The organism is Enterococcus sp. JNUCC 77 (assembly GCF_054819945.1).
In genome coordinates this window covers 694,813-706,233 of record NZ_JBTHIG010000001.1, presented here as the reverse complement: position 1 = coordinate 706,233, position 11,421 = coordinate 694,813, and the positions used below count along the sequence as shown (strand labels likewise).

At 39.3% G+C, this 11,421-nt stretch carries 7 protein-coding genes; 1 reads left to right on the top strand and 6 read right to left on the bottom strand.

What is annotated here, in order from left to right; genetic code table 11:
• Positions 1–76 precede the first annotated feature (76 nt).
• The 6 genes from ACVWNY_RS03575 to ACVWNY_RS03550 all read right to left on the bottom strand — a co-directional run bounded on the left by ACVWNY_RS03575 (position 77) and on the right by ACVWNY_RS03550 (position 10,469).
• Positions 77–430, bottom strand: a complete 354-nt coding sequence (locus ACVWNY_RS03575) for a DUF1827 family protein (protein ID WP_218324467.1) — start codon at positions 428–430, stop codon at positions 77–79.
• Positions 431–591: 161 nt separating this feature from the next.
• Positions 592–1,518 (bottom strand): cysteine synthase A, encoded by a 927-nt coding sequence (cysK, locus tag ACVWNY_RS03570; RefSeq protein ID WP_218324466.1) that lies wholly within the window; start codon positions 1,516–1,518, stop codon positions 592–594.
• A 70-nt stretch (positions 1,519–1,588) separates the two neighbouring features.
• A complete protein-coding gene (locus tag ACVWNY_RS03565; RefSeq protein ID WP_218324465.1) occupies positions 1,589–2,758 on the bottom strand; it encodes a pyridoxal phosphate-dependent aminotransferase in 1,170 nt (389 codons plus the stop codon).
• 237 nt (positions 2,759–2,995) lie between these two features.
• The gene (locus tag ACVWNY_RS03560; RefSeq protein ID WP_218324464.1) at positions 2,996–6,580 is read right to left on the bottom strand and encodes an MBG domain-containing protein; all 3,585 of its coding nucleotides are present in this window, start codon (positions 6,578–6,580) and stop codon (positions 2,996–2,998) included.
• A gap of 360 nt (positions 6,581–6,940) precedes the next feature.
• Positions 6,941–8,746, bottom strand: a complete 1,806-nt coding sequence (locus ACVWNY_RS03555) for an ABC transporter ATP-binding protein (RefSeq protein ID WP_218324463.1) — start codon at positions 8,744–8,746, stop codon at positions 6,941–6,943.
• The gene (locus ACVWNY_RS03550) at positions 8,727–10,469 is read right to left on the bottom strand and encodes an ABC transporter ATP-binding protein (protein WP_454071672.1); all 1,743 of its coding nucleotides are present in this window, start codon (positions 10,467–10,469) and stop codon (positions 8,727–8,729) included. The genes ACVWNY_RS03555 and ACVWNY_RS03550 overlap by 20 nt, the downstream gene beginning before the upstream one ends.
• A gap of 75 nt (positions 10,470–10,544) precedes the next feature.
• Here ACVWNY_RS03550 and ACVWNY_RS03545 point away from each other — a divergent pair, with 75 nt between their 5' ends.
• Positions 10,545–11,378: a MerR family transcriptional regulator gene (locus ACVWNY_RS03545; protein ID WP_218324461.1), complete on the top strand. Its 834-nt coding sequence runs from the start codon at positions 10,545–10,547 to the stop codon at positions 11,376–11,378.
• The last annotated feature ends 43 nt before the right edge of the window (positions 11,379–11,421 follow it).

The window sequence follows — 11,421 nt, the reverse complement described above, 5'->3', positions numbered from 1 at the left end:
AACTAATATGTCCATAGTATAACAAAAAAGGTGCCTAGAGACTAATTATCTTTGTCTCGGCACCATAAAATTTTGCTTATTTGTAGTAATAAGTGATCGAGATGATATCTTTGTAATCACTCTTTGGTCTAACACCCGCAGCCAACATTTGTTTCTTATAACCAACATTGACAGTGACATCTTCACGTCCAACTTTTAACAAACGATGAATAATCGTATCGACATCTTCATGTCGTATTTTTCTGTTTTTGTTGGCTAATAGTAATTCTATGCGATCAAATCGATCTAAATAGATGATTTTTGTACGATCATAAGCGTATAGTTTATAGACTTTCACAGCTGTTTCTTTTTCAAAAGCAAACTTGGAAATATTGGGATACATTGACTCAAAATCAAGATTGCTTTTTATTGGTGTTTCAATTAATTTCATACATTTCTCCCCTTTTCATTTTTGTTGTAAACGTTTTTTCTATGTAATCTAAATTAATTTTAACATATAAAAAAACATTTTTCTTTAGATTTGCTCATATTTTTTCCAAAAAATCAAAAAAAAACCAGCGAACTCAATCGCTGGCTACGCATTAGTCAACTTTAATCAAAGTCGTATAAGGCTGTAGATAAATAACGCTCACCGTTATCTGGAATGACAGTTAACACTTTTTTACCTTTGCCTAGTTTTTTAGCAACTTCAACCGCGGCAGCAACTGCGGCACCACTAGAAATCCCACCTAGAATACCTTCTTTAGTTGCAATATCTCGTCCCATTTGAATCGCTTGATCGCTATCAATCTGAACAATTCCTTGGTAGATTTCTGTATCCAGCACACTAGGAATGAATCCAGCAGAGATTCCTTGAATTTTATGGGGGCTATGTTGTCCGCCTGATAAAACAGGAGATTCAGTCGCTTCAACTGCATAGATTTCAATATTTGGATTAGCAGCTTTTAAGACTTCACCTACGCCAGTAATCGTGCCACCAGTTCCGACACCAGCAACAAAAGCATCTAAGCCATCATTGCCAAAAGCTTCCAGAATTTCTTTACCAGTCGCTTGACGATGAATCTCTGGATTAGCTAAGTTATCAAATTGCATTGGTAAGAACCAGCCATTTTTTTCAGCCAGTTCTTCCGCTTTGGCAATCGCGCCCTTCATTCCTTCAGCACCTGGCGTTAAAATTAATTCAGCACCATAAGCTTGAATCAAGCGGCGGCGTTCCACTGAAAATGTGTCTGGTAAAACAATCACCACTTTGTACCCTTTGGCAGCACCGACAAAAGCCAGACCGACACCGGTATTTCCAGAAGTTGGTTCGATAATTGTGCCACCTGGTTGTAGCTTGCCATCTTTTTCTGCTTGCTCAACCATTGCTTTGGCAATCCGGTCTTTAACAGATCCACCAGGATTGAAAAATTCAACTTTTGCATAAACGTCAGCTGCACCTTCAGGAACCACTCGGTTTAATTTTACAATCGGTGTTTCGCCTGTTAGATCTAAAATATTATCTACTACTTTTACCATGAACATTCTCCTTTTTTGTTTAATATTCTTTAATATTATGCTAGAAAACTAGCAATGTAAAAAAATCTGTTTAGGAATTAAATAATTCTAATGCGGCAATTCTCTCCACCGCTTCAATTAGACGCGGTTCTTCAATCGTTAAGCCTACCCGTACATAGCCTTCACCTTGTTCTCCAAAACCATTACCCGCCGCCACAGCGACACTGGCTTTTTCCAACAATAAATCCGCAAATGCTTCACTAGTATAACCTTCAGCCACTGGCATCCAACAATAAAAGGCACCGCTAGACGGATATGCCTGCCAACCAATTTTTTCAGCAGCTTGAATAAATGTCTGACGCCGTTTGCGATAAGTTTCAACTAACGCCGCGATGTCTTTTCCATCGCCCTGTAAAGCTGTCGCGCCTGCCACTTGCAACGCTGGGAAAATACCTACAAACAAATGATCTTGTAATAAATTAATCGCAGCAATTAATTCTTTGTTTCCTACTGCAAAGGCTACCCGCCAACCAGCCATGTTAAAGGTTTTTGATAAGGTATAAAATTCTATTCCCACATCTTTCGCACCCTCAGTCGTCATAAAACTAATGGGTGGTGTGATACCATCACCTAACGCACCGTAAGCAAAATCATGAACCACTTGAAAATCATTTTCTTTTGCGACTTTGACCGTCTCTGCAAAAAATTCAGGTGTGGCTTGAGCACCAGTAGGATTATTCGGATAGTTTAAATACAGCAATTTAGCAGCAGCTAGAATTTTTTCATCTACTTGGCTGTAATCTGGTAAATAGCCATTCTCAGGTTTTAAAGGCAGTAATTCCTTTTTTGCTCTTGCTAATTCAGTACCCGATAAATAATCAGGATACCCCGGATCCGGTAATAATAAGGTATCTCCCGGCTCCATCACAGTTAGAGGTAATTCGACTAAACCAATTTTGCTACCACCTAAAACAGCAATCTCTGTTTCAGGATCTAAAGTCACGCCATAATTTTTTTGGTAAAAATCAGCACAGGCTTGCTTATAAATATGATTACCGCGAAATTGAGAATACTTATGGTTATCAGGCTCCGCCACAGCTTGTTGTAGCGCTTCAATAATATAGCGAGGCGTAGGTAAATCTGGATTTCCTTGACCTAGATTAATCACATCATAACCTGCCGCGATTTTTTGATTTACTTTAGCCACTAATTGAGCAAAAAACTGATCAGGCAAACTCTTTAAAATAGAAGAAAATGGCATCTACATTCATCCTTTGATTTAAAATTTTTAATACCTTATGCTACCACATTTCCCTGCAGGTGAAACAATAAATTTTAATGTATTTTTCATCTATTACTAATTTACTCCTTCTTGGCTTCTTCGACCATTTGGAAAAAGTTATCACCAACCAAAGTTTTTTTCTATATAAAAAAATGGAGACACTGCAACCACAGTATCTCCATCTCCTAAAGTCAATTATTAATTCTACCTTGTTCCTTACTTCCCATAAAACCCAATTCCCTCAGATTTCCAACCTTCCCGAAGCAACCAAGTATTTTCTGCAGTGCTCAACGTATAATGATGAGAACCTGCATCTTGGGAATTCGGATTGAAGACGCGATAAATTGGAATTTTTGTATCTTCTGCTGTATAAAAAGCAATTCCTTCTTGCGTCCAACCAGCGCTGCCGACACCATTGTATTCACTTTGATCCAGAGTATAAAAATGTTCACCCGAATTTGGATTGTAGAGACGATAGACCGCTTTGCCGGTAGTCTTTCCAGCGTGCCAGCTGATGCCTTCATCATTTAATCCAATGTCATCAATCAACCAACGGGCTTCTTCTGCACTTAAAGTATAAAGATGCTCTCCGTTATTAGGATTGTACACTCGATAGACTGGAAGACGATCTTGTTCTTCGTCAGAATTCCCTTTGACTGTCAATGTTCCTGCCACATAACGGATCGCGTAATTCTTCGCCTGCTGATTCTCAGTTCCTGGTGTGACTTCGATGGCAGAAGTGCCAACTGTGCCACTATCCCCAGTAAATCTTCCTGTCGGCAAGCTGCTGAAAATTGTCGCCGCTTCTTCACCTTCTGCGAACTCGCTATAATTAATTGTCACTGCTGGTAAGATTGCACCTTGTGCCACTTCCACATCTGCAGCAGTGATAGTTAGCGGTTTTGCGGTGATGGTAAATTCACCGACTAAGGTATCAGCACCTGTATAGTCATCTGAACCAGCATTTCGTACGTAGACTTGATAAGTCCCGACATTTGGTGTCTGTCCTTCTGCTTCACCTTGCTTGATCACTGTTGAAAGCGTCCCTAAGTTCTCATGGTCAGTCGTGACTTTTATTTCTGGAAACTGACCGTTGTAGACATGTTCAGCTGAGATTTCCACCTCATACAAGCTAGCATCTGGTTTTTTCTCTGTAACAGTTAAGGTTCCAGATTTATATGCAAGATTATAATTTTCACCTCGTGTATTGGTTTTACCTGCGGTTACTTCGATCTCAGAAGTCCCTACTTCCGTCGTGTCCCCTAAATAATTGGCAGTCGGCAGCTGAAAAAAGATAGAGTTCTCATTTTCACCAGTCACAAACCCAGCATATTTGATCGTTGCTTCAGGTAAGTCAGCCCCTTGTTGGACTTCAACATCTACGGCAGTGATGGATAACCGTTTCTTCGTGATGGTCAGATCTCCTAATTTGACATCTACCGATGCATATTTATCGGTTCCTCCGTTGCGTGCGTATACCTCATAGTTACCGACATTGGGTGTGGTGGTTTCCGCCGTCTCACCTTTTTGTTTAAAGACTGTGTTGATTTCCCCTTTATTCTCACTAGCATTTCCACCTATTTCATCAATTTCGATAGTCGGGAAACTTCCGCTGTAAGTGTGATTACTTGGTACATCGGCTTGATAATAACTACTATCTGGTTTCACTTGATTTTCAACAGTTATTTCAGCATCAACTATAACAATACCATCTGGCGTGGCATGATTAGGACTGTCATCCTCTATGTTAATTAATTTAATACGATATTTGCCTGTTTCTGTCATTTCTGTTAATTCTCTATTATTTGAATCATCCGTTTTAATATATCTAACTGAGAAACTAGTGATTTCTGCTTTATTTTTTACAATATCTGTTGCACCCAGAGTTAATCCTGTGCCATCTTCCTTTAGATATAAAGTTGTTTTTTGATCGTAATCAAAATCAGCTTGCGTACGGGAGGCTTTATTGATGGTTATTTCACCAATTTTTGCGGATCCATTTAATAAATTAACCGCGGGAGCTACTGCTGGAGTCACACTTGCCAAAACATCATAGGTACCAGCATTTTTTAATACATCCCTCTCACTGGCGCTTGTCGATTGGTTTAAGAATGTTGGTGTCTTGCTTACTTCTTGAGAAATAACATCTGCTAGAGCAGCATTGCCATAAGTAGCTTCTGCTTCAACTGAAATAGCTGGATTTTGCACTTCCCCAGTATAGGTCAGATTTGATGGCGTCACCTTTTGAAACATATCCGAGTTCAAAGCAAACTGTGCGTCTGTTTCAGGAATAAAACCTTCATGGAGAGCATTTTGACTGTCCGTATACTTATAGGCAACACCTACTGCATTATTCCCATCAGCATCTTCTTGAATAGTCCATTTGTTGGTCCCTTCACTTTGAATATCCTCACCATATTTATAAGTTAAGTCTTTATCACTTTCCCATGTATAAGGACTGGATGTTTTAGCATTTGCGATGATCACAGCATCATCGGTGATGTCTTCCCAGTCGCCGCCAGTCCTATAATTATAAACTAAACCATTGGTCGCATCTGCTTCTCCGTAGATTAAGCCTCCAGATATCGTGAGGGTGAAAGTACCAATATTATCATTACATATAGCCGAACCACCATTGTTTGATGTATTATTAACTATTCTTCCGCCAGTCATATCAAATTCACTTTTTTCACCAGTAATAAAAATACCGCCACCTATATAAGAACATTTGTTGTTGCTAATAGTCCCACCACTTATATTTACTTTGCTTTGCATCGCATACACACCACCTCCGTTACCTGCCCGCTCGTTTTCACTGATAGTTCCACCTTCCATATTTAATGTTGCATATAGAAGAAATAAAGCACCACCCATTGCACCGCCACTGTTTCCAATAATGGCTGCTTCATCTTTTATGTTTACTGTTCCTCCATTACTAACATATATACCGCCCGCTCCTTCATTTGATTGATTTTCCTTTATAGTTCCGCCTTCAATGTTTATTATCCCTGTATCGTCAGAATAATTAGTTCTTGAAATAGAGCTAATGGCGCCACCTCTACTGTTCGAATAATTGTTGCTGATAATTCCCCCTTTAATACTTATCTCACTACTAGTACCCCTAGCTAGAATTGCCCCAGGGCCTTCTCTTCCATTTCCATTCTCAATCGTCCCATCCTCTAAAGTAAAAGTTGATTGTGTCACAGAAATAAGTGACTCTCCTTGGCTATTATTAGCGTTCCCATCAACATTCACACCATTAATCGTTAGACTTCCTTTATTACCAGCACCATCTTCTGTCACAATGAACACATTGCCGGTATAACCAGTCATTCTTTTTATAGTGGCACCATCAGTGGAAGTCAGTGTAATATTCTTCCCATCAATCGCAATTGCGGAACCGTCAATTTCTAATTCACCATCCCAAGTAAATTCAGCGCTTCCTCCAGCAGCTACTCCACCGATCGCTGTTTTTAATTCATCCACAGCGGGAACTTTCGTAGCATCTTGCACACTTGGACCATTTCTTGTCGTACCTTTACTCGCCTTGGTCTGACTTACACTGGGATTATTCCCAACTGTTTTTTGATTTTCCCCTGTGATGATGGCATTAGACATGCCTAGCGTCAGTTGATTGGTGTCATTTTGATTTTTCAGGCTACTTGCTGGGACATAATCTGGCGTCTCAGCCATGACATTCACCGAACCAACCGCCAATTGACTGACAAATAAAACTCCGGTAGCCACTGAAATCAATTGCTTGTTCCATTTGATTAATTTAAATTTTTGTCTTTCCTTCATTATTTTCTCCTCCATCTTTACAATTACATCCACCTAATTATATCAAATAAACACTTCTTATTGTTGAGTTTCATCATTTTTAAGTTTAATTATAATATAATATGAGTAAAAAATATTATAATAGAATAATTGTTTATTACATTTTTTACGCAATTAAAATTAACAACAAGATAAAGATATTTCCGCAAACTGGAAATCTTTTTTCGATTTTTCAGTTGTAAGTTAACGATTTATTTTTCTGCTTAAAAAAACTTTTTTCTTCTTTGATGAGTCTTTTCCCATAAAAAAGTCGATCTTTGACAAATTTTCTGCAAGATTTTGGCATAAGAAAAAGCCCGACACAATTGTCGAGCTTTCCTTTTACACTGGCGCAAATTGGCTATTATAAAGATTGGCATAAAAATCGCCTTTTTCCATTAGGCTGCGATGACTGCCTTGTTCAATAATTGAGCCATTCTTCATCACCAAAATCAGATCAGCATTTTTTATCGTTGATAGTCGATGAGCAATGACGAAGCTTGTTCGCTCGCTAGTTAATTGATCCATCGCTTGTTGAATCATTTCTTCGGTTCTTGTATCGACACTTGAAGTCGCTTCATCAAGAATGAGGATTTGTGGATCAGCCAAGATAGCACGGGCAATCGTCAGCAGTTGTTGCTGACCCTGAGAAATCTGACCATCCTCAGAAGAAATGATCGTGTCGTAACCATTCGGCAATGTCCGAATAAAGTGATGGCACTGGGCAGCTTTGGCAGCTTGGATCACTTCTTGACGTGTAGCATCTGGATTGCCGTAAGCAATGTTGTCTGCCACTGTGCCTTCAAACATCCAAGTATCCTGCAGCACCATTCCGAACTTACGACGAATCGCTGCTCGGGAAAAATGCTTAACGTTTTTACCATCGATTTCGATCTTTCCGCTATTTAAATCATAAAAACGCATTAACAAATTGATCATAGTCGTTTTCCCTGCACCAGTTGGTCCAACGATGGCTACCATTTGTTTGGGTTTGACTTTGAAGTTAACATCTTCCATTAATAAATGCTCTGGTTGATAACCAAAGGCTACGTGCTTAAAGGTAACTTCCCCCAGTACTTTTTCTGGAACAGGCAAGGACAAGGGTTCCTCACTTTCCTCTGCTTGATCCAAAATTTCAAAAATTCGTTCTAGCGCCGCAAAAGCACTTTGCAGACTATTGATGACATAAGAAACTTGAGTAATAGGCTCCGAGACTTGATTGACATATTGTAAATAAGCCTGCACTAAACCAATCGACATCTGACCATTAATCACCATGATCCCGCCAACAACTGCACTAGTCACGAAGCCTAATTGATTCACTAATCGAATCAAAGGATTAATAGCGAAGCTGACAAACTGTGCTTTTTTAAAAGCTTGAAATTGCGCTTCATTTAATTCATCTAACTCTTCCACCGTTTCTTTTTGACGGTTATACGCCTTGATGACTAAATTTCCTGAATAATCCTCTTCCGCCTTCGTTCCCACAGCGCCTAAAGCTACTTGGTTTTGAGAAAAATATTCTTGGTTCTTATTAGCCAAATAATTTGTCAAAAATAAACTAATCAGTAGAATCACTACAATCCCAATCGTCAGTAACGGACTTAAGTAAATCATCAAGCCTAAGCCAATCACGATAGAAAGAATCGCTGAAATCATCTGCATTAAACCCACTTGCAAGACTTCTGAAACCTTATCCAAATCCAAGGTAGCTCTAGTTAGAATATCGCCAGTCTTGTATTGGTCAAAAAAGTTCATCGGTAGGCGATTCAACTTTTCAGTTAAAGTTTTTCTTAATCGCAGGGTCAGCGTTTCCGCAACACTAGCCATAGTATATTCCTGCAGTAACGAAAATAAGGATACCCCGATCCAAGTCAGAAATAAGAAAAGCACTGGACGTGTTAAAACAGACACTAGACGATTTAAAGAAAACTGATTGTTCTGAAATAAGGCAATGATCGCATCTAATCCCCAACCTAAGATTAAAGGAGTAATCGCCATCAAAGCCGCAAAACAAATCGCGGAAGTAATAATAATTAAAAAGCGGCTTTTTTGAATCGCCAATAGTTTAAATAGACGCAAGCCGGTTTTTTTCATATCTTTCGGCATTTCTGTATCTACTCTTTCATCAACTTGCTTCATGCTCATGCTTTTTCTCCTCCATTCCTTGAGATTTGGCAAATTCTTGGTACACACGACAAGTCGTTAATAATTCTTGATGGGTCCCTTTGCCTACAATTTTTCCTTCTTCTAAAACAATTATTTGATCGGCATCTTTAATAGTAGAAAGACGCTGAGCAACAATCACGACTGCCGCATCTTTTAAATAACTCTTCAAAGCTTGCCGTAACTTCGCATCTGTCTGATAATCCAAGGCTGAAAAGCTGTCATCAAAGAAATACAAATCCGCTGGCTTGATCAAGGCTCGGGCAATACTCAGACGTTGCTTTTGACCACCGGAGAAATTATTCCCTTTCTGGGCAACTGTTGCCTGATATTGATCGTCCAGTCCATTAATAAACGCATCCGCCTGAGCAATCTTAGCCACCTGCTGCATCTCTTCCTTAGTCGCCGCAGGATTCCCAAATAAGAAATTGTCTTCAATTGTGCCGCTAAATAAAAAAGCCTTCTGGGGTACATAACTGATCCGATCTCTTAAAGTATTCTGGGAGACATCCTTGATTGATTCTCCTAAGAAACGAATCTCGCCCTTTGATGTATCTCTAAAACGCAGTAAGGCTTTAGCAATGGTACTTTTACCTGAGCCAGTCCCGCCAACAATCGCGGTAGTCCCGACAGGTATGTCAAAAGTAATATCAGATAAAACAGCTTCTTCTGCTCCACTGTAAGCAAAATCTACTTGATCAAATACCGCAATTGGACCATCTTTTCTTGCTGAAAAACTATTTTTAGCCCCATCAACGATTTCTTCTTCTTTTGCCAAGACTTCGTCGATCCGCTCTAATGAAGCTAAGGCTTTAGGTATCATTACGATCACCATCGCCGCCATCGTCAAGAACCATAAGCTTAAAATAGTATACTCGCTGATAGCTGTTAAACTACCGATTGGGACATTTCCTTGTAAGACTAAGACGCCACCAAAAGCCAAGACAGCGGTCATTCCCAATCCCATCACCAAATTCACCGTCGGGTTCAAGACAGCAAACATCTTATTCACTCGAATCATCACATCAGCATAACTACTAAATGTTTTATCAGCACGCTCTTTTTCGAATTTAGTTTTGTCAAAAGCACGAATCACCCGAACGCCTGTGTAGAATTCTCTAAGCACTTGCATCATCTTATCCATTCTTTGTTGCATAATATCTGCTAATGGAATCGCCTTTTTGATTACCACTAACGAGATAATTGAAAATAGTACAATCGATACTGTAGGAATCCAAATAAAGCGCCAAGAGATCGCTCCCGTCAATACAATCGAAGCAATGCAGATTAAAGGAGCTGGGATGATCATTTGAAATACCATCATCAAAATTTGTTGAATATTGGTAATATCACTAGTCGTCCTCGCTAAAAGTGTCGGCGTACCGAACTCTTCCATCTCTGCTAATGACAAGCTTTGGGTCTTCTCAACCAAGCCTTTACGTAAAAAATAGCCGAAGCGCCCGGCTAAGATCGCAGAATAATAACTGGCAATGATGGAAACAATCCCGGTAACTACAGCTACCCCCAACATTAATCCCCCATTACGCCAGATAGCTCCTTGATCCTGCGTTAGTATTCCTTCATCAATAATTTCAGCAACATAGTACGGAATCATTAGTGTTCCCACAGCTTGCAAGATCATTAAGATGAAGGTTGCCAAGAACATCTTACGATAATTCTTGAAAAAGATTTTAAATAATTTCATCTTTTACTCCTCCTTCTAAAGTGATAGAATAAACTGTAACGTAACGTCACAGTCAAGCAGAAAAAGGAATTTCTTATGAAAAAATATCTCTCAATCAGCGAAATGGGTAAATATGCTGGCATCAGCAGGCGAACACTCATCTATTATGATCAAATCGATCTATTCAAACCCATCAAGATCGGCGAAAATGGTTATCGCTATTATGGAATCGATCAATATTTTGAATTAGATGTCATCTTACTTCTTAAAAATATCGGTATGCCTTTAGAAGAGATTCACACTTTTCTAAAAAACCGAAATGTAGATTACGCTGTACAAGAGTTCTACCGCCAACGATCTAAGGTTGACCAACAAATAACCGCCTTAAAAGATATTCGCACATCTTTAGACAGTTATATCAATCGCTATGAAACTCTAAAGAATTTTGATTTGGAATCAATCACTTATAGTTACCGTGAAGCTGAATCTTTTGTCATTTCAGATACTATCGACAGTGTCGGCGGTATGGACTCGGTGGAAATATATGGTCGTTTCTACTCTTCCGTCGACAGTAAAGACTTATTTAGTGGCTATCCGATTGGTTTTTTAGTAGACGGCGCTGCCTTTTATGAAGAAAACTTTCACGCAGCTCCCTACCGCGCTCTTGTAAGAATCTCTGACGAACGATTGCCACTTTATCAAGCTCAAAAAATTGTCAAACGTCCCGCCGGTTATTATGTATCAGGCTTTATGAAAGATGAGATTCACAACATCAATATTTTCAATAACCGCTTTAGAAATTACCTAAAGGAACACAACTTAGTCCTCGATGGTGACATCTGGGAACTGCTTTGGCAAGATGAAGCCACATCCGAACACTCAGAAGACCAGATATTCGAAGTCCTCATCCCCGTTAAAGAAAAAGACTAAATATTTAACACAAAAAAAGAAGTCAGCCTCTTTGGCTAACTTC